Annotated in this window: 19 protein-coding genes and 1 pseudogene; 12 read left to right on the top strand and 8 right to left on the bottom strand. The window is 61.7% G+C overall.

Annotation, left to right across the window (positions count from 1 at the left end; translation table 11 throughout):
- Nucleotides 1-141 precede the first annotated feature (141 nt).
- Nucleotides 142-2,331, top strand: coding sequence for a catalase/peroxidase HPI (gene katG / locus AC0V7N_RS33545; RefSeq protein WP_496627582.1), 2,190 nt, complete (start codon nucleotides 142-144; stop codon nucleotides 2,329-2,331).
- A 68-nt stretch (nucleotides 2,332-2,399) separates the two neighbouring features.
- Here the strand turns inward: katG and AC0V7N_RS33540 are convergent, their stop codons facing one another.
- Nucleotides 2,400-3,077, bottom strand: coding sequence for an MIP family channel protein (locus tag AC0V7N_RS33540; RefSeq protein WP_475452944.1), 678 nt, complete (start codon nucleotides 3,075-3,077; stop codon nucleotides 2,400-2,402).
- A 301-nt stretch (nucleotides 3,078-3,378) separates the two neighbouring features.
- On the opposite strand from AC0V7N_RS33540, the gene AC0V7N_RS33535 reads away from it, so the two are divergent.
- The 3 genes and pseudogenes from AC0V7N_RS33535 (at nucleotide 3,379) to AC0V7N_RS33525 (ending at nucleotide 5,890) form a co-directional block, all read left to right on the top strand.
- Nucleotides 3,379-4,668 (top strand): RsmB/NOP family class I SAM-dependent RNA methyltransferase, encoded by a 1,290-nt coding sequence (locus AC0V7N_RS33535; RefSeq protein ID WP_475452942.1) that lies wholly within the window; start codon nucleotides 3,379-3,381, stop codon nucleotides 4,666-4,668.
- Nucleotides 4,669-4,797: 129 nt separating this feature from the next.
- The gene (locus AC0V7N_RS33530; RefSeq protein WP_023686843.1) at nucleotides 4,798-5,256 is read left to right on the top strand and encodes a PaaI family thioesterase; all 459 of its coding nucleotides are present in this window, start codon (nucleotides 4,798-4,800) and stop codon (nucleotides 5,254-5,256) included.
- A pseudogene (locus tag AC0V7N_RS33525) lies at nucleotides 5,256-5,890 on the top strand (5'-methylthioadenosine/S-adenosylhomocysteine nucleosidase). The gene AC0V7N_RS33530 and the pseudogene AC0V7N_RS33525 overlap by 1 nt, the downstream one beginning before the upstream one ends.
- A gap of 11 nt (nucleotides 5,891-5,901) precedes the next feature.
- Here the strand turns inward: AC0V7N_RS33525 and AC0V7N_RS33520 are convergent.
- Entirely contained in the window at nucleotides 5,902-6,219 is a 318-nt protein-coding gene (locus AC0V7N_RS33520) for a hypothetical protein (RefSeq protein WP_475452941.1), read from the bottom strand.
- Nucleotides 6,220-6,303: 84 nt separating this feature from the next.
- Between AC0V7N_RS33520 and AC0V7N_RS33515 the strand changes: the two genes are divergently transcribed.
- On the top strand, nucleotides 6,304-6,786 hold the full coding sequence (locus AC0V7N_RS33515; protein WP_475452939.1) for a MarR family winged helix-turn-helix transcriptional regulator: 483 nt from the start codon (nucleotides 6,304-6,306) through the stop codon (nucleotides 6,784-6,786).
- A 56-nt stretch (nucleotides 6,787-6,842) separates the two neighbouring features.
- Nucleotides 6,843-8,405 carry a glutamine-hydrolyzing GMP synthase gene (gene guaA, locus AC0V7N_RS33510; protein WP_475452937.1) on the top strand — a complete coding sequence of 521 codons (1,563 nt, stop codon included), beginning with the start codon at nucleotides 6,843-6,845 and terminating at the stop codon, nucleotides 8,403-8,405.
- 347 nt (nucleotides 8,406-8,752) lie between these two features.
- Here the strand turns inward: guaA and AC0V7N_RS33505 are convergent, their stop codons facing one another.
- The 4 genes from AC0V7N_RS33505 to AC0V7N_RS33490 are packed head-to-tail and all read right to left on the bottom strand — an operon-like array spanning nucleotide 8,753 to nucleotide 11,216.
- Entirely contained in the window at nucleotides 8,753-9,640 is an 888-nt protein-coding gene (locus AC0V7N_RS33505) for an SMP-30/gluconolactonase/LRE family protein (RefSeq protein ID WP_475452487.1), read from the bottom strand.
- Nucleotide 9,641: 1 nt separating this feature from the next.
- Nucleotides 9,642-10,442, bottom strand: a complete 801-nt coding sequence (locus AC0V7N_RS33500) for a 3-oxoacyl-ACP reductase FabG (RefSeq protein WP_496627581.1) — start codon at nucleotides 10,440-10,442, stop codon at nucleotides 9,642-9,644.
- A complete protein-coding gene (locus tag AC0V7N_RS33495) occupies nucleotides 10,439-10,681 on the bottom strand; it encodes an SDR family oxidoreductase (protein ID WP_496627580.1) in 243 nt (80 codons plus the stop codon). The genes AC0V7N_RS33500 and AC0V7N_RS33495 overlap by 4 nt, the downstream gene beginning before the upstream one ends.
- The gene (locus tag AC0V7N_RS33490) at nucleotides 10,572-11,216 is read right to left on the bottom strand and encodes an SDR family NAD(P)-dependent oxidoreductase (protein ID WP_496627579.1); all 645 of its coding nucleotides are present in this window, start codon (nucleotides 11,214-11,216) and stop codon (nucleotides 10,572-10,574) included. The genes AC0V7N_RS33495 and AC0V7N_RS33490 overlap by 110 nt, the downstream gene beginning before the upstream one ends.
- A gap of 89 nt (nucleotides 11,217-11,305) precedes the next feature.
- On the opposite strand from AC0V7N_RS33490, the gene AC0V7N_RS33485 reads away from it, so the two are divergent.
- Nucleotides 11,306-12,868, top strand: a complete 1,563-nt coding sequence (locus AC0V7N_RS33485) for a flavin-containing monooxygenase (protein ID WP_475452483.1) — start codon at nucleotides 11,306-11,308, stop codon at nucleotides 12,866-12,868.
- 6 nt (nucleotides 12,869-12,874) lie between these two features.
- Here AC0V7N_RS33485 and AC0V7N_RS33480 read toward each other — a convergent pair whose 3' ends face one another.
- On the bottom strand, nucleotides 12,875-13,513 hold the full coding sequence (locus AC0V7N_RS33480) for a helix-turn-helix transcriptional regulator (protein ID WP_475452481.1): 639 nt from the start codon (nucleotides 13,511-13,513) through the stop codon (nucleotides 12,875-12,877).
- 524 nt (nucleotides 13,514-14,037) lie between these two features.
- Here AC0V7N_RS33480 and betI (AC0V7N_RS33475) point away from each other — a divergent pair.
- The 5 genes from betI (AC0V7N_RS33475) (at nucleotide 14,038) to AC0V7N_RS33455 (ending at nucleotide 19,871) form a co-directional block, all read left to right on the top strand.
- Nucleotides 14,038-14,670: a choline-binding transcriptional repressor BetI gene (betI, locus tag AC0V7N_RS33475; protein ID WP_496627578.1), complete on the top strand. Its 633-nt coding sequence runs from the start codon at nucleotides 14,038-14,040 to the stop codon at nucleotides 14,668-14,670.
- A gap of 227 nt (nucleotides 14,671-14,897) precedes the next feature.
- Complete coding sequence (locus AC0V7N_RS33470) at nucleotides 14,898-15,704, top strand: SDR family oxidoreductase (protein WP_496627577.1); 807 nt, start codon at nucleotides 14,898-14,900, stop codon at nucleotides 15,702-15,704.
- 66 nt (nucleotides 15,705-15,770) lie between these two features.
- The gene (locus AC0V7N_RS33465) at nucleotides 15,771-16,709 is read left to right on the top strand and encodes an ABC transporter substrate-binding protein (RefSeq protein ID WP_475452479.1); all 939 of its coding nucleotides are present in this window, start codon (nucleotides 15,771-15,773) and stop codon (nucleotides 16,707-16,709) included.
- A gap of 82 nt (nucleotides 16,710-16,791) precedes the next feature.
- Nucleotides 16,792-17,898: a quaternary amine ABC transporter ATP-binding protein gene (locus AC0V7N_RS33460; RefSeq protein WP_475452478.1), complete on the top strand. Its 1,107-nt coding sequence runs from the start codon at nucleotides 16,792-16,794 to the stop codon at nucleotides 17,896-17,898.
- Nucleotides 17,895-19,871, top strand: coding sequence for an ABC transporter permease subunit (locus AC0V7N_RS33455; protein ID WP_496627576.1), 1,977 nt, complete (start codon nucleotides 17,895-17,897; stop codon nucleotides 19,869-19,871). Before AC0V7N_RS33460 ends, AC0V7N_RS33455 begins: the two co-directional genes overlap by 4 nt.
- Before the next feature lie 137 nt (nucleotides 19,872-20,008).
- On the opposite strand, the gene betI (AC0V7N_RS33450) is transcribed toward AC0V7N_RS33455, so the two are convergent.
- Entirely contained in the window at nucleotides 20,009-20,686 is a 678-nt protein-coding gene (betI, locus tag AC0V7N_RS33450) for a transcriptional regulator BetI (protein ID WP_475452476.1), read from the bottom strand.
- Nucleotides 20,687-20,716: the final 30 nt, after the last annotated feature.

Here is a 20,716-nt window from a genome sequence, read left to right as displayed (position 1 = left end):
TCCTATCGAAATGAACAGGAAAGGCAATTTGTTTTTATCACGAATGCGGCCTAGTCTGGAATCATTCCAAGATGGTGCGGCCGACGAGCCGACCCCAAAATCTTGGCAAAGATCAAAACTCGGCAAAATCGGAGACTGAAGATGGACGCGAACACCGATGACAAAAGCGCGGGCAAATGCCCGGTCGCGCACGGAGCCGTTGGCAGGACCAATCGTGACTGGTGGCCGAACCAGCTGAATGTCCAGATTCTGCACCAGCAGTCATCCCTGTCCGACCCGATGGGCGAGGCGTTCGATTATGCCGAGGAATTCAAGAGCCTCGACCTCGACGCCGTCATCAAGGATCTGCATGCGCTGATGACGGATTCGCAGGAATGGTGGCCGGCCGATTTCGGTCATTACGGGCCGCTGTTCATCCGCATGGCGTGGCACAGCGCCGGCACCTACCGCATCGCCGATGGCCGTGGCGGCGCCGGGGCCGGCCAGCAGCGTTTCGCGCCGCTCAACAGCTGGCCGGACAACGTCAACCTCGACAAGGCCCGCCGGCTGCTGTGGCCGATCAAGCAGAAATATGGCCGCAAGATCTCCTGGGCCGACCTTCTGATCCTCACCGGCAACGTCGCGCTGGAATCGATGGGCTTCAAGACCTTCGGCTTCGCCGGCGGCCGCGCCGACGTCTGGGAGCCCGAGCAGGACGTCTACTGGGGTCCCGAAGGCAAGTGGCTGGCCGACGAGCGCTACAGCGGCGACCGCGACCTGCAGAACCCCCTCGGCGCCGTGCAGATGGGCCTGATTTACGTCAACCCGGAAGGGCCGAACGGCAAGCCTGATCCGCTCGCCTCGGCGCGCGATATCAGGGACACTTTCGCCCGCATGGCGATGAACGACGAAGAGACCGTAGCGCTCATCGCCGGTGGCCACACATTCGGCAAGACCCATGGCGCTGGCGACGCAACGCTGGTCGGTGTGGAGCCGGAAGGCGCGGACATCGAGCAGCAGGGCCTCGGCTGGGCCAACAAATTCGGCACCGGCAAGGGCGGCGACGCCATCGGCAGTGGTCTGGAGGTGATCTGGACGACGACGCCGACCAAGTGGAGCAACGACTTCTTCGACAATCTGTTCGGCTTCGACTGGGAATTGACCAAGAGCCCGGCCGGCGCACACCAGTGGACACCCAAGGGTGGTGCCGGCGCCGGCACCGTGCCGGACGCGCACAATGCGGCCAAGCGCCATGCGCCCGCCATGCTGACCAGCGATCTGGCCCTGCGCTTCGATCCTTCTTACGAGACGATCTCGCGCCGCTTCCATGAGAACCCGGATCAGTTCGCCGACGCCTTCGCCCGCGCATGGTACAAGTTGACCCACCGCGACATGGGCCCGGTCGTGCGCTATCTCGGCCCGTTGGTTCCGAAGGAAGAGCTGCCCTGGCAGGACATCATCCCGGCGGTCGATCATGTGCTGATCGACGAACAGGATGCGGCAGCGCTCAAGGCCAATATCCTGGCCTCGGGCCTGTCGGTGTCGCAACTGGTCTCGACGGCGTGGGCGTCGGCCTCGACCTTCCGTGGTTCCGACAAGCGCGGCGGCGCCAATGGCGCGCGCATCCGCCTCAGCCCGCAGAAGGACTGGGCCGTCAACCAGCCGGCCGAACTCGCCAAGGTGCTCGACAAGCTCGAAGCCATCGCCAAGGACTTCAACGCTGCGCAGACCGGCAGCAAGAAGGTCTCGCTTGCCGACCTGATCGTTCTTGGCGGCAATGCGGCCATCGAGAAGGCCGCTGGCCACAACGTCGACGTTCCCTTCTGGCCGGGCCGCATGGACGCCTCGCAGGAGCAGACCGACATCCACTCCTTCGCGCCGCTGGAGCCGACGATTGACGGTTTCCGCAACTATGTCAGCGGCAAGCAGCGCCAGACGGTAGAGGAAGCGCTGGTCGACCGGGCGCAGTTGCTGACGCTGACCGCGCCGGAATTGACCGCCCTCGTCGGCGGCCTGCGTGTTCTCGGCGCCAATGCCGGGCAGTCCAAGCACGGCGTCTTCACCACGCAGCCGGGAACGCTGAGCAACGACTTCTTCGTCAACCTGCTCGACATGGGTACGGAATGGAAGGCGACGTCCGACGCCAAGGACGTGTTCGAAGGCCGCGACCGCAAGACCGGCGAAGTCAAGTGGACCGGCACCCGTGCCGACCTGATCTTCGGCTCGCACTCGCAGCTGCGCGCGCTGGCCGAAGTCTATGCGACGGCGGACGCCAAGGCGAAGTTCGCGAAAGACTTCGTCGTGGCCTGGACCAAGGTGATGAACGCCGACCGCTTCGACATCGCCGGCTGATCCGAGCTTAAAGACCAACAAAAAAGGCGCGGGCCGTGGCCCGCGCCTTTTTCATTCAGGCTTCGAGATCAATCCTTCTCGAAGACGCGTGCCTTGGCGACGACGCCGGCAATGGCGCCGCCGATCAGCGGTGCGACGATGAACAGCCAGAGCTGGCTGAGTGCGGCACCGCCGGTGAACAGCGCCGGGCCGATGGAGCGGGCAGGATTGACCGAGGTACCGGTGACCGGGATCATGGCGAAGTGAATGCCGGCCAGCGTCAGGCCGATGACCAGACCGGCAAACGCCGTCGAGTGCTTTTCAGCGGTAACGCCGAGGATCACCGTGACGAAGGTGAAGGTGCCGATCAGCTCCCACAGGAACGCCGAGCTCATGCCCCATTTCGTCTCATCCCAGCCATTGGCGCCGAAGCCGGTGGTGTGTCCGCCCGTCTGGCCGGAAACGATGATCCACAGCGCCAGCGAAGCCAGGATGGCGCCGATAATCTGCGCGATCCAATAGGGGATGACGTCCTTGGCCGGCAGCCGGCCGGCGAGGAAGACGCCGAGCGTCACCGCCGGATTGAGATGCGCGCCCGAAATCGGGCCGATCGCATAGGCCGCGGCGATGAGGCCGATGCCGAATGCCAGACCGATGCCTTCCTGGCCGAGCGGCAGCGCGCCGCCGAAGCCACCCGTCACCACCGACGCCGTGCCGATGAACACCAACAGAAATGTGCCTAGAACTTCCGCCAGATAAGTTTTCATTGCCCTCTCCTCGTAGCGACCCGCCGGTTCGCGTTTTCCGCGCCGCGAATCATGGTGTGAAGAGTATTCCCAACGCAAAAACTTGGAAAGCAGAGCGGTTGCGCCACAGGCCGTGCTTGCAGTCGCCAGTTGTGAACATTAGAGACCTTGCATCTATTGATCGATCTGCTGTTGCCGGCCAGGGATATTTATGGATCGGACAGATTTCAGGCTGGCTCTTCGTCGCAGAGGGAGCGGGGTTCAATCCGGACGCGAAAGGCTCTAAGAGCAGGCGATAGATCTCGATTTGATGGAATGATGAATGCGACTGGGCGGACGGCTGGCTGCGGCCATCGAAGTGCTGGAGGACATTGGCCGGCGTCACCGGCCGGTGGCCGATGCGCTGAAGGATTGGGGCCTGTCGCACCGCTTCGCCGGTGGCGGTGACCGCGCGGCGATCGGCAACATCGTCTACGATGCGCTGCGCCGCAAGCGCTCCGCCGGCTGGCTGCTCGGCGAAGACACGCCGCGCGCCATCGGCTTCGGCGCTTTGCTGCTCGAATGGGGCCAGACGGCGCAGTCGCTCAACGACGCGCTCGACGGCGACAAGTTCGCGCCGCCGCTGCTCAGCGCCACCGAGCTGCAGACGATCGCCGGCCGCCGGCTTGCCGACGCGCCGTCCGCGGTGCGGGCCGACATACCCGATTGGTGCGAACCGCTTTTCGAACGGGCCTTTGGCGAGACATGGATCGGGGAGGGGGCGGCGCTGGCGACCCGCCCGCCGCTCGACATCCGGGTCAACACGCTGCAGGCCGATCGCGCCAAGGTCCTCAAGGAACTGGCCGAGACCGGGGCGCGGGCCGCGCGGATCGCGCCGCTCGGCATCCGCATTCCGCCCATCGACGGCGACGGCAGGCACCCGAACGTGCAGTCCGAGCCGGCCTTTCAGAAAGGCTGGTTCGAGGTCCAGGATGAGGGCTCGCAAATAGCGGCGACGCTTGCCGGCGCCGAGGCCGGTATGCAGGTGCTCGACTTCTGCGCCGGCGCCGGCGGCAAGACATTGGCGCTGTCGGCTGCAATGGACAATCGCGGCCAGATCTTTGCCCATGATGCCGAGAAGGCGCGCCTGGCCCCGATCTTCGACCGCATCCGCCGCTCGGAAAACCGCAATGTGCAGGTCGTCACCAAGCCGGCCGAACTCGCGCCGCTCGCCAATCATATGGACATCGTGCTGGTCGACGCGCCTTGCACCGGCAGCGGCACTTGGCGGCGCCGTCCCGACGCCAAATGGCGGCTGACGCAAAGGCAGCTCGACGCCCGCAAGGGCGAACAGTCGGCGATCCTTGATGCAGCCAAGCTGTACGTCAAACCCGGCGGCCTGCTGGTCTACATCACCTGTTCGGTGTTCGACGAGGAGAATGGCGAGCAGATCGCGGCGTTTCGCGAGCGCAGCAGCGGCTTTGCGCCCATCGGTCATCGTGCGTTGTGGGATAGCCATTTTCCGGGCCACGAGGCGGCGGCGCGGATCGGCTCCGCCGGCGATATTTCACTGTCGCCATTGCTGAGCGGAACAGATGGGTTTTATTTCTGCGCGCTGCGCCGGGCCAACTGAGCCCTGTCGAATCCCCACCGTTCAACCATAACGGCCGACGTAGGCGGATTGTTGCAGTGCAGCAATTGAGATTGCCTGCCGCCCGTGCCTCTGCGATAAGCTTTCCCGGCAAACGTGAAGGCATCAGCGATGGCAGCAAAGATCGTACCGGCTCCGGACTATGAGGATCGCGTCAGGGCTTCTTTCGCCCGCCAGCAGGCGATGGCGACGATCGGCGCCGAACTGACGTTGGTGACTCCAGGCATCATCGAGATCGAGATGCCCTATTCGGCGGCCCTGACCCAGCAGCACGGCTTTCTGCACGCTGGCGTCATTTCGACGGCACTGGATTCGGCCTGCGGCTATGCGGCGTTCTCCCTGATGCCGGAAAATTCTGGCGTGCTGACCATCGAATTCAAGGTCAACCTCCTGGCGCCGGGCAGGGGCGAACGCTTCCTGTTCCGTGGCTCCGTGACCAAGCCGGGGCGCACCATCATTGTCGCCGACGGCCAGGCCTATGCCTTTGCCGCCGACGGCGAGGCCAAGCTGATCGCCACCATGACCGGGACGATGATGACAGTGGTGGGCCGAGACGGGATTGCTGGCTGATGACCAACGCTACGCGAATTGGTGGCAAGGACGTCCTCTTCGTCATGGCGGCGCAGGCCGAATACGGCCCGCATCTGCAAAAACTGTTCACGCCGCTGATGACAGGCGTCGGCCCGGTCGAAGCCGGTGTCCGGCTTGGCGCCGAACTGTCCTGGCTGAAATCCGAGAAGGCCTTGCCGGACCTCATCGTATCGCTCGGCTCAGCCGGCAGCCGGACCTTGGAACAGACCGAAATCTATCAGGCCGTCTCCGTCAGCTATCGCGACATCGATGCATCGCCCTTGGGTTTCGAGAAAGGCGCGACACCGTTTCTCAACCTTCCGGTCACGGTGCCGCTGCCGTTTCGTATCCCGAAATCAAGCAAGCCACGCTGTCGACCGGCGGCGCCGTCATCACCGGCGCGGCCTATGATGCAATCGCGGCCGACATGGTCGACATGGAGACTTTCGGCTGCCTGCGCGCCTGCCAGCTGTTCGATGTGCCGCTGATCGGCCTGCGCGGCATTTCCGACGGCGCGGCTGATCTGCGGCATGTCGGCGACTGGACCGAATATCTGCACGTCATAGATGAGAAATTGGCGGGCGCGGTCGGGCGGCTCGAACAGGCGGTCAGTGACGGCCTGCGCGGCGCCTGAGCGCAACCAGGTCAAGCCGCGAGGCTCTGAGGATCGCCGAAATCGATGCGCGAGATGCGCCCGCGCGCAATGCCGGTCGCATCGACATAGTCGATAGCTCCCGGTGTGTGATTGAGTTTCCAGCAGCCGGTGGGGCCGTCCTGCCATTCGACCTTGTAGCCATCGTCTTGCAGCGTCCAAAGTCCATGGAAACGGGTGCCGTCCGGCAGCAGCATATGCGCCCGGTCTGCGGTTTCGTAGTGGATGAAGGCGCTTTTGCCGCCCATGTCGACGACATGCGTGGTGCCGATCATGATAATGGCCAGCATATCCTTGTTCAGAATTGTCATTATCCCTGTCCAAAGGTTTGAGTTCGAAAGCGCTCGACGCGGGGAAGGTCGTCAAGTATCTTGACTATATGGAGTTGCAATAAAGTGGTCAAGGAGCTTGACGAAAAAACCGAAGCGTTGCCCGACCATGTCGGCTGGCGCCTGTGGCAGGCAAGCCGTGCCTGGCAGGCCGAATTCGCTGCCGCCATGCGCGCCGCCGGCCACGGCTGGTTCACCGAAGCGCGCGCCGGGCTGCTAGGACATATCCCCCGCGGCGGTATTCGTCAGGCGGCGCTGATCGAGCGCTCGGCAATCTCCAAGCAGGCGGTCCAACAATTGCTCGACGGTCTGGAAGCGGAGGGCGTGGTGCAACGTCTACCCGATCCGCGGGACGGGCGCGGCAAGCTTGTCGGCTACACGCGCATGGGTCTGGATGCCTTGCGCGATGGCGACCGCATCAAGCTCCAGATCGAGCGTGGCTACATCGAGCGCATCGGCCAGGAGCGGTTCGCGGCGCTGATGGACGCTTTGCGGACACTCGATGCTGGGCAGGCGGACGCCAGCGATAAAAAGGCTGGCGTTCAGTGAACGGCGCGGCTTTGTAACCCATTGCGCCGACTCATTTCTTTCTCTAAACGCTCGCCATGAAAACAGCCAATCATCCCGACACCGTCCTGATTGTCGATTTCGGCAGCCAGTTCACCCAGCTTATCGCCCGCCGCATCCGCGAGGCCGGCGTGTTTTCCGAGATCGTGCCGTTCCAATCGGCCGAAGCCGCGTTCAAGCGCATCAATCCGAAAGCCGTCATCCTGTCGGGCGGCCCGGCTTCCACGTCTGATATAGGCAGCCCGCGCGCGCCGCAGATCGTTTTCGACGCCGGCGTGCCGGTGCTTGGCATTTGCTATGGCCAGATGGCCATGTGCGTGCAGATGGGCGGTGTCGCCGAAAGCTCCAACCATCGCGAATTCGGCCGCGCCTTCGTCGAGATCGAGAAGGATAGCCCGCTGTTCGAGGGCCTGTGGGCGACCGGCCAGCGGCATCAGGTGTGGATGAGCCATGGCGACCGCGTCATCGCCTTGCCGCCGGGTTTTCAGGTTTTCGGCAAGTCGGAAAGCTCGCCCTTCGCCATCTTCGGCAATGTCGAGCGCAAGATGTACGGCATAATGTTCCATCCGGAAGTGGTGCACACGCCGGACGGCGCCAGGCTGCTCAGGAATTTCGTCCACAACATCGCCGGCATCGAGGGTGACTGGACGATGCGCGCCTACCGCGAACACGCGGTCGAGGCCATCCGCAAACAGGTCGGCAAGGGCAAGGTCATCTGCGCGCTGTCGGGCGGCGTGGATTCCTCGGTCGCGGCACTGTTGATCCACGAGGCGGTTGGCGACCAGCTCACCTGCATCCTTGTCGACCATGGCCTGATGCGTAAGGACGAGGCATCAGGTGTGGTGGCGATGTTCCGCCAGCACTACAATCTGCCGCTGATCCTGGTCGATGCCTCGGAAAAATTCATCTCGGCGCTGGAAGGCGAGGTTGATCCGGAGAAGAAGCGCAAGACCATCGGCCGGCTGTTCATCGAAGTGTTCGAGGACGAGGCCAAAAAACTCGGTGGCGCCGATTTCCTGGCGCAAGGCACGCTCTATCCCGATGTCATCGAAAGCGTCTCCTTCACCGGCGGCCCGTCGGTGACCATCAAGTCGCACCATAATGTCGGCGGCCTGCCTGCGCGCATGAACATGCAGCTGGTCGAGCCTTTGCGCGAACTGTTCAAGGACGAGGTGCGGGCGCTCGGCAAGGAGCTTGGCCTGCCCGAAAGCTTCATCGGCCGCCACCCGTTCCCGGGACCGGGTCTCGCCATCCGCTGCCCGGGCGGCATCACGCGCGAAAAGCTGGAGATCCTGCGCGAGGCCGACGCCATCTATCTCGACGAGATCCGCAAGGCCGGCCTCTATGACGCCATCTGGCAGGCCTTCGCCGTGCTGCTGCCGGTGCAGACCGTCGGCGTGATGGGCGATGGCCGCACCTACGAATTCGTCTGCGCGCTGCGCGCCGTCACCTCGGTCGACGGCATGACGGCCGATTTCTACCACTACGACATGGCCTTCCTGGGCGCTGCCGCCACGCGCATCATCAACGAGGTCCGCGGCATCAACCGCGTCGTCTACGACGTGACGTCGAAGCCGCCTGGTACGATCGAGTGGGAGTAGGGGTACCCGGCAAAAGCGTAGCTTGCTGAGCCGCCCAGCCCCGTTTCTCATCTTCCGCTTTTTGGTTGCGATAACCTCTCTCGATCTCCTAGCAAACCAACAGGATTGATCTGAACGAAGTTGGGAGGGGATGTAAAGCGAAGTCGGCATGTTGGAGAGCTGCGGCGTACAATGGCGTGCAAACAGGCGGGTTTGCTTCGTGCCCCAAGGCCGTCATTCAACGGCTTAGCATCAATCCCTGAGCCCTTAGTTCGGTCGGCCATAATCAGGCTGATAAGTATCGCTGAAAAAAACGCCGGCAAGTCTAACACCAACTACGGGACGCTGCAGTTGTCCTCGACACCTAGCTAAAGCACGACGACGGGCTCCGGCAGGCCTGGACTGTCGACCGGCCGCATGAAAACCGCGCCGCCAACATCGTCTGCCTTGGTCGCTTCCGTCGTGCTGCCGTTCCAACCGGTAGTGACATACAGCGTCTTGAGCTCTGGCCCGCCGAAACAGAGGCTTGTGACAAAAGTGGCCGGTAAATAGAGCGACCTTCGCAGCGTCCCCCTGGCATCAATGCATACGACCTTGCTGCCGCCATAGAGGGCGCACCAGACGTTGCCTACGCTGTCAACAGCGAGGCCGTCCGGCATTCCGTCATTGTTTGCAAAGGTGAAGAAGACCCGCCGGCCGGATATCGCCCCGTTGAAGTCCAGGTCATAGGAAAGGATGCGGTGACCGACCGTGTCGCTGAAATAGAGCTTGCGGTTGTCGGGCGAGAAAGTCGGGCCGTTGCAGATGACAAAACCCTTGTCGGCGACTTCTGCCGTGCCCCCTTGTCCCATCCGATAGAGAATCCCGCCAGGCTCCCTCTCGGTGAGATCATAGGTTCCGATCCAGTAGCGCCCGGCGCGATCGACCTTGCCGTCATTGTAGACCAGATTCATTTTCCCGCTTTTCGGATCGGCGAAAAAGCGTGTTTCCCCGGTGCCGGTATCGAAGAGGTAGAGGCCATGATCAACGGCGAGAAGCAGGCGACCCTTGTCGGCAAAAACCAGCGATCCGATGGTCTGCCCTTGGTCGATCTTCCAGCTTTCGACCGTGTCGCTGCCCCCCTTTTGACGATGTACGAGCGGACCATAGAAGTCGATCCAGTAAAGAGCTTCCTCCACGGGGTGCCACAGGATGCTCTCGCCTAGCCGGTCGCGCGTGGGAGCGCAGATCTGCCATTCCAAATTGCCTGTCGGCATGTTAGCTGCCTATGTGGAAGGTCTCGGTGTGGCCGTCGACGGCGATTGCCTGGCCGCTCACCATCTTCGCGGCGGGCGATGCCAGGAAGACGCACATATCGGCGATCTCTTCGGGCTTCACGAAGCGCTTGATCGACTGGCCCTGAACATACTCCTTGTGGACGAGATCGAGCGACACGCCTCGGCTGTCGGCCTCGGCCTTCATCACATGCTGCATGCGTGCGCCGTCGACGGAACCCGGGCAAATGGCGTTGGCACGTACACCATAGGGGCCGAGTTCGACGGCAAGCGATTTGGTCAATCCGATCACCGCCCATTTGGCTGCGGCGTAAGGCGTGCGAAGGCCGTAGCCGTAGAGGCCGGCGGTCGAGGAGATGTTGATGATGCTTCCCGAACGCAGCTCCTTCATGACAGGCGCGGCGCGTCTGGCGCAGAGGAACTGCGAATCGAGACAGACACTCAGACATGCGCGCCAGTCGTCCAGCCTGACTTCTTCGACGTAGCCGGTCGGCCCCTTGGTGCCAGCGTTGTTGACCAGGACGTCAAGGCCGTGGAGATCGCCCAAGGCTTCATCAAACCAACGGTCGATCGCTTCCTCATCCGTCAGATCGAGCTGCCTGACGGCGATCTGCGGATATGTCTTGGTGACTTCGCCAAGCGCACTCTGGTCGACATCGCAAATATGGACCTTGGCGCCGTTGTCAACGAACGCCTTGGCGATCGCCCAACCTATGCCTGAGCCACCCGCTGTGATCATGACCCGCTGCGGCGGTTTGGCGGCTGCCGATGGTGCTTCAATCATCGCGAAAGCTCCCCGCCGTCGACGACGATATTGGAGCCGTTGACGTAGGAGCAGAGGCCTGAGCAGAGCGCCACGGCGACCGAGGCAATCTCCCGGGGTTGCGCGAAACGACCCATCGGAATAGCCGCCTCATAGCTGGCGCGAATAGCTCCGGCATCGGTTCCCGATTGCCGCGCGATGTTGGCGGTCGTTGATGCGACCATCTCCGTGTCGACGCTGCCGGGCGAAATCGTATTCACGCGTATGCCCTGCGGCGCGAGTTCCCCCCACGAGTGTGTCCGCCAGCCTCAGAACGCCGGCCTTGGAGGCGCAATAGGCTCCCCACAGCGGCCAACCCTTGAGGCCATACTGGGATGCGACAAGGACGAGATTGCCACCGCGGCGCAAATGGCGCGTCGCCTCTCGCGCGACCAGGAAAGTACCAGTCAAATTCACGTCGAGCACACGGCGGAACTCCGCTACGGACATGTCAGCCAGGGCGGCGACGGCGCCAATGGCGGCTGCGTGAACGACGTCATCGATAGGGCCTTCTGTGGCGACATCCATAAAAGCACGCGCCACGGAGTCTTCATCAGCGATATCGCAGCCGCGAACGTTGTCGGATGTATTGATATCAAAGCGGACAACTGTCGCTCCGGCCTGCTCGAAAGCATCGGCAATTGCCTTGCCAATTCCGCGTCCTGCCCCTGTGACGACAGCACGGCGTCCAACGAGAAGCGGTGGCACCTGGAATGGAGTGGACGACCTTTCCTGTGGCAGGTGATTGAGTGTCATTGAAAGGCTCCCGGCAAAGCGATTTTGGCTGTGCGAGGAGGCTATTTCACAGGTCGCGGCTGCAACAATGGTGCCGACGGTCACTATCCATGGAGTGGCGCACTGCTGCGCTTGGGCCCGGATTTGGCAAAGTCTTCGCGACAGGGCGCTCGCTTGCCGGCTCGTATTTGATGGTGACCGTCGGCACCATTGTTGGCGCCTCAATGCGTGAACTAGGCTCCCCGCACATCCAGATTGTTTTGCCGGGAGCCTTTGCCATGAAGCCAGATACTCTTCCCAAATGCTGCATCATCGGGGCCGGCTGCAGTGGAATCGTCACCGCCAAGGCGCTTGCCGAGCGCGGCATCCCATTTGACTGGTTTGACATGAGCGACCGGATTGGCGGCCAATGGGCATTCGAGAATCCAAATGGGAAGTCGGCGGCGTATCGTTCACTGCACATCGATACGTCGAAGTTGCAGCTTCAGCTGTCGGACTTTCCGATGCCTGCCGACACGCCGCATTATCTGCACCACGCGCAAGTGCTGGCCTATTTGACGGCCTATGTGGAGCACTTCGGCCTGTCAGGCAAAGCCCAGCTCAATACAGAAGTCACCGAGGCCACTCGTGACGGTCAGGGAGTATGGCAAATTCGCTTGGGCGACGGCCAGACGCGCTCTTACGATGCCCTGTTCGTCTGCAATGGGCATCACTGGGATTCCCGTCTGCCGGAGCCAGCTTATCCCGGCCACTTCGACGGTAAGCAAATGCACTCGCATGGCTATCGCGATCCCTTCACCCCTGTCGACTTCAGGGGCAAAAGCGTTCTCGTTGTCGGGATGGGCAATTCGGCGATGGACATCGCCAACGAACTTTGCCCACGCCACATATCGAAGAGGCTCTTTGTGAGCACGCGCCGCGGCGCGCATATCTTTCCACGATTTCTCCTCGGCAAGCCGGCCGACAAGGGCAAACTCTATCCCTGGCTGCCGCTGTCGTTGCAGCGCTGGGTCGGTCGCCGGATATTCCACTTCGCGGTCGGTTACATGGAGGATTTCGGATTGCCGAAACCCGACCACCGCGTCTTCGAGGCGCATGTCTCGGTGTCCGACACGTTTCCCACTCTGGTCGCGTCAGGCGATATTGAGATTCGGCCGGGTATCAGAAAGCTGGATGGGGACAGCGTCGTTTTTGAAGACGGACGTCGCGAAAAGATCGACATCATCGTCTGGGCGACCGGCTATAAGGTCAGTTTTCCGTTCTTCGATCCGTCTTTCATAGCGGCGCCCGGCAATCGGTTGCCGCTCTTCAAGCGCGTCCTCAAGCCCGGGATCCCGAACCTGTTCTTCATCGCTTTGGCGCAACCCAGCATCACGCTGTTCGCGCTTGCCGATCGCCAGGCAAAATGGATCTCGGCCTATCTATCGGGTGAATATGCATTGCCTGACGCGGAGGAACAGGCGCGCACGATCGTCGCCGACGAGAAGAGACATATGGCGCGCTACTACGCATCGGCGCGCCACACCATGCAGCTCGATCAGGACATTTATTTTGCCGAGTTGGACAGTGAATTGCGCCGTGGCCGCAAGCGCGCGCGTTCCCTTGGCTTCGGACGCACGCGGTTGCCGGTGCCTCGCCTTGCTAAGGCCGAGGCTGCCTCTGCCGCCGAGTGACCGGTCTCATCTTGGCTGAGCTCGCAAATGCTGCATGTAGGTGAGAAAGAGTTCTCTCTCGGTGGTGATGTCGAGCTTGTGGTAGAGGCGCAGGCGATGGTTCTTGATGGTGCCGCGCTTGAGGCCGAGGCGGCTGGCGATGCTGGCGATCGGATGCCCCTCCAGAGTGAGCATCACGATTTGCTTCTCTCTGTGGGTGAGGCACGCAAGCCAGCCGTCGTCTTGCCTGCTCGGAGCGTGCACGGCGGATATTTCCACCTGGTCACACAGGCCGCCCGGAGCGACACCGAAGTCGGCTGCCAGAGGGGATCTGATAACGAGCCGGCCGTCGGCAAGCGATGTCTGCGTCCTGCCGGCTCTGGCCAAGTCTGCCAGCGCTTCGGCGAGGCCGCCTTTTGGATCAGCCGCCAGCGCCCTCCAGGCACGATTGGCGGCGAGCTCCTTGCCGCTGCGGTCGATCAGTCGGAACGGTTTCTCGGTCGAATGGTCGACCAGACCACGGCCTATAATCGCCTTGAGATGGGCTTTGTGCAGCCCCGCCAAAAGCGGAAAAACGCTCTCGATGAGCGCGATCTCAACGACGCTGAATTCGCCCACGGCCCGATCCAGGATAAGCGTCGGACTGGCGCCGCCGATCGGCGGCAAAAAACCGCGATTTCATCGCTGATGTGCGCGGCGCGCAGGAACTCCAGGGCGTAGCGGCTCTTCCACAGTTCCGCCGGCGCAAGTCCCCGCAAGGATTTGACGGCGGGCTCCGCGACAGTGCGCCAGTAATGATGGAAAGGGTCGAACGCGTAGAGACCAGAGTCATAAGGCGCTGCAACCTCGGTCCTGATCTGGCGCGGAATGACAAGGTCCGGCGCGCCAAAACTGGAATAGCGGACCAATGACAGGAGATCGGCTTCGACCAATGAAGTCAGCACCTCAAGCAGCCGGTCATAGAAAGTCTCCCGCCTATGGCAGCGCTTGCACGCTCCATGGCGTCCCAAAATCCCGTTCCGGCCATGCCGCGTGGATTGTCGAAGGCGCTCAACGACACGGCATTGTCTCGAACATCGGCACGGACCGGAGAAAGAACGTTCATGTCTCACCTCCTTGGCTGACTGGCTTAAAAGTTGGTCGTCTGGCCAATTCTTGATCCTATTAGCCAATTATGTCAATGTCAGCGTATGAGCCTGACCAGAATAAGCGACATTCGACGCCGAGAACTGCGCCATGCGGCCTATGAGGTCCTCCAGGCGGAGGGGATGAGCGGAGCAACCATCGAAAAGGTTGCGCAGAGGGCGGGTGCGTCCAAGGGCATCGTCCACCACTATTTCAAAACCAAGCAGGAACTGTTCGAGCAAGCGATGCGGCATTCCAATGCCTTGCTGCGCGATGAGGTGATCCGCTTGATGCGCCTTGCTCGTAGCCCGGATCAGCGACTATGGGCGATCATCGAAGGCAATTTCAGCACGGCGTTTTTCACGCCGGGGATTTGTCGCGCCTGGCTTGCGCTTTGCGCCGAAATCCCGCGCGAACCCCAGCTCGCACGTATCCAACGGGTCGTTCACGCCCGAATGCATTCGAACCTGATGACCGCGCTGTCGGCGCTTGTTACGCCAGACGAATGCGAAACCGTCGCGCTTGGCATAACGACACTTATCGACGGGCTGTGGCTCAGGCTGGGACTGCATCCAGGCCAGCTGACCGCGTCTGAAGCGTTGATGCAAATGGTCGACTATCTGGACCATCGTATCCCGCACATAGAATGGAGCGACCATCTGTCCCGGGTTGGTGCTGCCAGCGCGCAACCACGCTAGTTGGACGTCTTCACTGCCGCGCTTGCTCAAGCCAGTTGGAGTTGAGCAGCGCGAAATTTCGTGGGCGACGAACTCCCCTGACATCGCTTGCTCCCACCCAGGTTTGATCAGACGGCGACCGGCGGGGCCGACATGTTTCCTGAGCGAGGATGGTGACCGTTGGCACCATTGTTGGCGCCTGGAGGCCTGAATACGCTTGGACCTCGACCAGTTTCAAGGAGCACTTCGTGACCGGACGGCTATCGGGCAAGGTAACTCTTATCTCGGGGGCAGCTTCGGGGATCGGCCGTGAAACCGCGCGCCTTTTTGCACGCGAAGGCGCCGAGGTCTTTCTGGGTGACATCGATTGCGAGAGAGGTGCGGCTGCTGCCGCTGAGATCGGCCCGCAGGCGCAGTTTGTCGCGCTCAACGTTACGCAGGAGCACTCATGGTCGGCAGCATTCGAAATCGTGCTCGCGCACGCCGGCCGGATCGACATCCTGGTCAACTCGGCCGGCATATGGACGGGTGGCGATTTCATCGACTGCTCGCTGGCCGACTGGCAGCAGACGATGGATATCAACGCCACCGGCACCTTCCTGGGTTGTCGGGCCGCGGTAAAGGCGATCAAGGCAACGGGCAATACCGGCGCGATCGTCAACATCTCGTCGATCTACGGCAACATCGCCGCGGACGATGCCGTTGCCTATGCCGCCAGCAAAGGCGCTGTTCGGCTGTTGACCAAAGGTGTTGCGCTCTACTGCGCGGCCAATGCGCTGCCCGTTCGATGCAATTCCGTTCATCCCACTTATGTCGATTCCGAAATGCTGGAACGGTTTGCCGACGCCTTTGGCGGACGCGAGATGGAAGTCGCCAGACTGAGCAGCGTCGTTCCGATGCGCAAGCTGCCGGTGCCATCCGATATCGCCGAGGCCATCCTCTTTCTCGCATCGGATGCAGCTCGTTTCATCACTGGCGCTGAACTGCCGGTCGATGGCGGGATGCTGGCCGGCATAGTCGCTCCTGCCAGCATTCCAGCGCGGCTCGTGTCCTGACCGACCGGGAAGCGCGATCCGGGGTTACGGGTCAGACAAGACAACAAATATGGGAGGATGCACTTCATGCTTACCAAGATCAGAGTTGCCTTATGGGCCATCCCGGTTGCCTTCGGTGTTACGGTGGCATCGGGCGCGATGGCCAAACCACTCGGGGATACGACCACCGCCATCAAAATCGCGATCAACGAATGGACCGGCCAGAATCTGACCGCGCATATTGCCGGCAAGCTGCTGGAAAAACTCGGTTACAAGGTCGAATACGTAACGGCCGGAACGTTGCCGCAATTCACCGGCATTGCCAGCGGCAGCCTGTCTCTCTCTCCGGAAGTCTGGCCCAGCAATCTCGGCGACGTCTATCCGAAGGCGAAAGCTGAAGGGAAGCTGGAGGAGATCGGCGAACTCGGCCTGCAGACCCGGGATGGCTGGATCTATACATCAGACACCAAAGCCGTTTGCCCAGGGCTTCCCGACTGGACAGCCTTGAAGAACCCGTCATGCGTCCAAGCCCTGGCAACGCCGGAAACCTTCCCGAACGGCCGGCTGTTGGACTATCCGGCCGACTGGGGATCGGCGAGCGGTCCGGAACTCAAGAATGCCGATATTCCCTTCACCACCGTGCCGGCCGGATCGGAAGGGTCTCTCATCGCCGAACTGCAGGCTGCCACTGCGGCCCACAAGCCATTGCTGATGCGCTTCTGGGCACCGCATTGGGTTCTGGCCGAAGTGCCGGTCGAGTGGCTGAAGATGCCGCCTTGCGATGAACACAACCTGGCGGAGTGCATCGTTGCCCCACCCGTGATCAAGGTCGTCTGGTCGGGTTTCGCGGAAAAATGGCCGGCTGGTTATGCCCTGATGAAATCGCTCCAGGTCCATGCTGATGACCAGCAGAAAATGATCTACGCCGTCGACAAGCAAGGCAAGAGCCTGGACGTCGCTGTCGACGAGTGGATGGATCAGCACCAGAGCGATTGGCAGGGCTGGTTCAAGGCCGCACAGAATTGATCGTCCATGGCCGCGTTACTGCCCCTCCGTTCTCGGCTCAATACATCGTCACTTTGCTGGCGGCCGTAGAGAAAGTTGGTTCATGATGAGCCCTGTAGATGGGACCGGACTCTCGCTTGAGTCGACAGCTGAGGCGGTCGCCAAGCTTCGATGCCGAAATATCTGGAAGATCTATGGACAGCGGCCCGCCAAGGCGCTGGCCACGGCGCTGGCAGCTTCGGAACCGCCACTGACGTTGAAGCGTCAGCTGGAAGAGACTGGCCATTTTCTCGCCTTGGCGGATGTCAGCTTTGATGTCCGGCAAGGCGAGATCTTTGTTGTCATGGGCCTCTCCGGATCAGGCAAATCAACGCTGGTGCGATGTCTGTCGCGTCTTGTCGAGCCGACGAGCGGCGAAGTCTGGCTTGGCGACGAGAACCTGCTGGCCGCGAGCGAGCGCCGGATGGTTGAAGTACGGCGCAAGGTCATGGGGATGGTGTTCCAGAACTTCGGGCTGTTGCCGCACCTGGATGTCCTCGACAATGTCGCGTTTCCGCTGCGGATGCAGGGTATGCCGCCGGCCGATCGCACTGCAAAGGCTCGCGATATGATCGAGCTGGTAGGGTTGCGCGGCCGAGAAAACAGCATGCCCCTCGAGCTTTCCGGAGGCCAACAACAGCGTGTCGGCATCGCTCGATCGCTGGCTGTCGACCCAGAGTTATGGTTCCTCGATGAACCGTTCTCGGCGCTCGATCCGCTGATCCGACGCCAGATGCAGGACGAATTCCTGCGGCTGCAGCAACTGCTGCAGAAAACGATTGTCTTCATCACGCACGATATTCAAGAGGCCTTCCGACTGGCGGATCGGATCGCGATCATGCGCGAAGGGCGGATTATCCAGATCGGGACGCCTGCTGACATTCTGCTCACGCCAGTCGACGCCTACGTTGCGAGCTTCACCGAGGATGTATCGCTGGCCAAGGTGGTGACCGCAGGCTCCGTCATGGCCAAGCTTCCGGGCAACTGGGACGCAAGTCGGGCTCACGAAATCGATGCAGCGACCCCGATCGAAATGCTGTTGCCACACAGCCTTGCAGGCACACAGACATTTGTCATCACCCGCGAAGGGGAGGGACCGGTTGGCCTGCTGACCTCCGAGATCATTGGGAAGGTGCTGGCCAATGACACGGCGCGAAGGGTGACTCGGTGAGCATTCTGGCTGCTTTGCCTGTGCGGGTCGACAATCCGCCTGTGTGGCTTCGGCGGCAGACGGTCTGGCTCGGCATTCTGATTTTCGTCGCGCTTTGCCTCGCCCAGCGAACAGCGTGGCCCTGGCTTCTGACTTACCCCAAGGCCTGGATCCTGCCGATTGCGCCGGCTGTGAGCGGCATCTTCGACTGGCTCGTGCCGCTGCTGACCCCGGCCTGCGCGGTGATATCATCGATCCTGGCCGCCGCCCTCGATGCTTGCGGTTTTGTCTTGCGCTGGATGCCGTGGCCGGCCTCAATTGTTTTCTTCGCATTGCTCGGTTGGTGGGCGCAAAGCTGGCGGCTGGCGCTCTTTACCCTAGCCGCTCTCGGTTACATCGTGCTCGCCGGTTACTGGCAGCAAGGCATGAACACCTTGTCCATGGTAATCCTCGCCGTGCCGCTTGCCGTCGCTATCGGCTTCCTGCTCGGGGTCGCTGCTCACACGTCGCACCCTGTGCGAAGGGTGACGCTGGTGGCGCTCGATCTGTTGCAGACGGTGCCGGCCTTTGCCTTTCTCATCCCGCTTTTGTTGTTGTTCGGCTTCGGACCGATCGCGGGCCTGGTTGCCTGTGTGGCTTACGCGATCCCGCCCATGGTCCATTGCACCATGCTCGGCCTCGCGCGTGTACCGGTCTCTCTGCTGGAAGTGGGTGGCATGGCCGGTTGTACGCGATGGCAACGTTTCCGGCATGTCGTACTGCCGACCGCCCGACCGCAAATTCTGACCGGCGTCAACCAGACGACCATGGCGAGCTTCAGCATGGTGATCATGGCGGCGATCATCGGCGGCTTCAACGACGTCGGCTGGGAAGTGCTCAATGCGATGCGCAAAGCCGATTTCGGCCACAGCCTGTTATCCGGCCTGGTCATCGCGGTGCTGGCGATGGTGGTCGATCGCATCACCCGCGGCTTCGCGCAACCAGGCCACGGCTCGGGCCACCAAACGCGACATGATGCCGTCCGCGTGGCGGCCGTCCTGGCAGTCCCGCTTCTCGGCGGCGTTTTGTTGCATCTTGCGCCGGCAAGCATGGCGCGGATCGATGCACTGCAGGGCGTGATCGATCCCAATGCCTTGAACACGCTGGTGCTCGATCTGGTCCGTGCCTTTTCGGCGCCACTCGACAGCTTCAAGGTGTTTGTCCTCTATCATTTCATGCTGCCGCTTCGGATCGGATTGGCTGCTGCGGTGACGCCCTTCACCTGGGGCTTCGCCTGGACACCGCAGGCAAGCGCCCTCTATGCCGCGACGACGCTGGTGCTGGCGGCTTGGCTGATGGTCAAGGGCCGGTGGGGCGCTGGCATTGTGGTGCTGCTAGGAGCCGCATTGCTGCTCTTTGGCTTCAACGGGTTCCCTTGGCCAGCATTCATCGCGGTGACAGCAGGGCTTGCCTGGTCGGTCGGCGGCGGCAGGTTGGCGGTTCCGGTCGTGGTCGGGACGTCCTTCGTCGTTACGGCAGGCCTCTACGAGCCACTAGGACAATCCCTCTATCTCTGCGTCCTGGCGGTCCTGATCTGCACTTTTTCAGGAGGACTGATTGGCATAGCGGCGGCAAAGAGCGACCGGTTTTCGGCTCTCCTGCGGCCATGCTGCGATACGCTGCAAACCATGCCGCAATTCATCTTCCTCATCCCCGCATTGATGTTCTTCCAGGTGGGTGAACTCACGGGCCTGATTGCGATAGCACTCTATGCAATCGTGCCGCCAATTCGCTACGTCGAATATGGGATAAGAAGCGTGCCGGCCGATCTTGTCGAGACGTCGCGCCAGATTGGCTGTACTGCCTGGCAGCGCCTGATCCATGTTGAATTTCCAGTCGCAAAGCCGGAAATCGTGCTTGGCGTCAATCAAACCATCATGGCGGCATTGTCGATGTTGCCTGTGGCCGCTCTGGTCGGCACGAAGATCTTGGGCAGCAGGTCTATATTGGACTGAGCAAAGCCGATGCGGGTCTTGGTTTGGTCGCAGGCTTGTCGATTGCAATCGTCGCGATGATCTCGGATCGCATCATGCGGGCGACCGTTTCAAAAGCTGGTAACCTACTGGACTAGCGACCCAGGCGAGAACAGGTTTCAATGGCGTTTGGATACGCGCGGACGACCGAGTGTCGGCGGGCTGCTTGAACCCAACAGGCTGTCGACCAGGCTGGTCAACATGGCCAGAGCTGCTTCTCGCGACGGTTCGGTCTTGGTCGCAGCCATGCGAACCCAGATGCCATCCATCAACATGGCGATCATTTCCGCCGCGCGCTCAGCCTCCACCTTGGGCAGGAGCTGGCGCAGTTCGTGCAGCAGATTGCTGCGCATGCGCGCGTTCTGGACATTGAGCAATCTTGCGAAACGTGCGGAGAAGGTTGCTTGAGCGCAGTAGGAAATCCAATATTGAGCCCGGCTGGCGATGTACATCCGCTCGTCGAAATTGCCATTGCAGATCGTGGTTAGACGTTCGTGCGGTGTCTTGCAGCGGCGCAGGCTAGCTGCGATCTGTTCCGAGATCAGCCGATTCCCGAAGCGTACGGCGGCTTCCAGCAATTCGTCCTTGCTGGTGAAGTAATGGTGGACCAGGCCGCGCGACATGCCGAGGCGATCGGCTACCTTGGCCAGCGTCACGCCATGGAAACCTTCCTCGGCAAGGACGTCGAACGCCACCTGCTGCATGTCCTTGCGGCGTATGTCGCGAATTCGTGTTTTCATCCAGTCCTCTGGAGCATGATCCCGAAAAGGGGGAGTCCTGTTTTCGGAAAAGATCATGCTCAAACAAAGAGATAGAGCCCCCTCCCG

The organism is Mesorhizobium kamtschaticum, assembly GCF_056174585.1.
This window is presented reverse-complemented; position numbering and strand designations above follow the sequence as displayed.

Excerpts from the sequence above, each read along its gene's own strand:
- katG (WP_496627582.1), top strand. The coding sequence starts at position 142 with ATGGACGCGAACACCGATGACAAAAGCGCGGGCAAATGCCCGGTCGCG.
- AC0V7N_RS33540 (WP_475452944.1), bottom strand. The coding sequence starts at position 3,077 with ATGAAAACTTATCTGGCGGAAGTTCTAGGCACATTTCTGTTGGTGTTC.
- AC0V7N_RS33535 (WP_475452942.1), top strand. The coding sequence starts at position 3,379 with ATGCGACTGGGCGGACGGCTGGCTGCGGCCATCGAAGTGCTGGAGGAC.
- AC0V7N_RS33530 (WP_023686843.1), top strand. The coding sequence starts at position 4,798 with ATGGCAGCAAAGATCGTACCGGCTCCGGACTATGAGGATCGCGTCAGG.
- AC0V7N_RS33520 (WP_475452941.1), bottom strand. The coding sequence starts at position 6,219 with ATGACAATTCTGAACAAGGATATGCTGGCCATTATCATGATCGGCACC.
- guaA (WP_475452937.1), top strand. The coding sequence starts at position 6,843 with ATGAAAACAGCCAATCATCCCGACACCGTCCTGATTGTCGATTTCGGC.
- AC0V7N_RS33505 (WP_475452487.1), bottom strand. The coding sequence starts at position 9,640 with ATGCCGACAGGCAATTTGGAATGGCAGATCTGCGCTCCCACGCGCGAC.
- AC0V7N_RS33500 (WP_496627581.1), bottom strand. The coding sequence starts at position 10,442 with ATGATTGAAGCACCATCGGCAGCCGCCAAACCGCCGCAGCGGGTCATG.
- AC0V7N_RS33490 (WP_496627579.1), bottom strand. The coding sequence starts at position 11,216 with ATGACACTCAATCACCTGCCACAGGAAAGGTCGTCCACTCCATTCCAG.
- AC0V7N_RS33485 (WP_475452483.1), top strand. The coding sequence starts at position 11,306 with ATGGAGTGGCGCACTGCTGCGCTTGGGCCCGGATTTGGCAAAGTCTTC.
- betI (WP_496627578.1), top strand. The coding sequence starts at position 14,038 with ATGAGCCTGACCAGAATAAGCGACATTCGACGCCGAGAACTGCGCCAT.
- AC0V7N_RS33465 (WP_475452479.1), top strand. The coding sequence starts at position 15,771 with ATGCTTACCAAGATCAGAGTTGCCTTATGGGCCATCCCGGTTGCCTTC.
- AC0V7N_RS33460 (WP_475452478.1), top strand. The coding sequence starts at position 16,792 with ATGATGAGCCCTGTAGATGGGACCGGACTCTCGCTTGAGTCGACAGCT.
- betI (WP_475452476.1), bottom strand. The coding sequence starts at position 20,686 with ATGATCTTTTCCGAAAACAGGACTCCCCCTTTTCGGGATCATGCTCCA.